1 protein-coding gene is annotated in these 1208 nt (G+C 33.6%); it reads left to right on the forward strand.

Annotated features, from left to right (window positions below; all coding sequences use genetic code 11):
* Positions 1-50 precede the first annotated feature (50 nt).
* Positions 51-1208: IS5 family transposase (locus RH98_RS14990; RefSeq protein WP_036496131.1), on the forward strand; the 1158-nt coding region annotated here is incomplete at its 3' end.

Genomic DNA, 1208 nt, shown 5'->3' on the forward strand with positions numbered 1-1208 from the left:
TATTGCAAGTTTTAGTATATTTAGTATATAAACCTTGCAAATTTATTACAATGTTAGCACACAATAAAAACCCTAATCAAGTGAGTTTTTTATCAACTTTTGAAGAGATCTTAGATCGAAAACACGGCTTATACAAGTTGGCTAATAAAATAGATTGGAATGTTTTTGAGCAAGCATTTTCACCGTTGTATAGTAGTGGAAAAGGTCGTCCAGCAAAACCTATTAGATTAATGGTTGGGCTTTTAATGTTAAAACATATCCGTAATGTATCAGATGAAATGGTCGTGGTTCAATGGAGTGAAAACGCCTATTATCAATATTTTTGTGGAGAAGTATCTTTCGCTACAGGATCTCCATGTGAAGCCTCAGAGTTAGTGCATTTCAGAAATAGGATAGGCGAATCAGGAGTGGAGTTAATTTTAAAAGAAAGTATCCGTGTCAATGAAAAAGACAATGATGATGACAATGTGAATATAGATACAACTGTTCAAGAAAAAAATATTACCTACCCAACAGATGCAAAGCTTCACAATAAGATTATAAAAAAATGCAAGCAAATAGCAGAACAAGAAAACGTAAAAGTCAGACAGACTTATACACAAACTTTAAAGAAATTAGCAACCTTTCAACGCTTTAGAAATCATCCTAAGAATAGTGCAAAAGCAAGGAAGGCAGATAGAAAAATAAAAACAATAGCAGGAAGACTTGTAAGAGAATTAGAAAGAAAGTTAGCCCCAAATTCCCTACACTATCCAACATTAGAAATATTTAAAAGAGTATTGTCTCAAAAAAGGAATACAACAGGTAAAATTTATTCCTTACATGAACAAGCAGTATGCTGTATCTCAAAAGGTAAAGAGCATAAGAAATATGAATTTGGGAATAAAGCTTCCTTTGTCAAAACAGACTCAGGAGTAATAGTAGGAGCTCTTGGGTTCCGTAATGAATATGACGGTCATACATTAGAAGCTGCATTAGAACAAGTAAATAGACTAACAGGTAAGGTTCCTAAAGTAGCAAAAGTTGATCGTGGTTATCGAGGCAAAAAGCAAGTAGGTGACACAGAAATACTAATCCCATCAACACCCAAAAAATCAGACAGTTATTACAAACGCAAGAAATTAAGCAACGCTCACAAAAAAAGAGCGGCAATAGAACCAGTAATAGGGCACCTTAAATCAGATCATAGATTAAATCGTAACTTCTAT

The organism is Myroides injenensis M09-0166 (assembly GCF_000246945.1).
Classification (GTDB): domain Bacteria; phylum Bacteroidota; class Bacteroidia; order Flavobacteriales; family Flavobacteriaceae; genus Flavobacterium; species Flavobacterium injenense.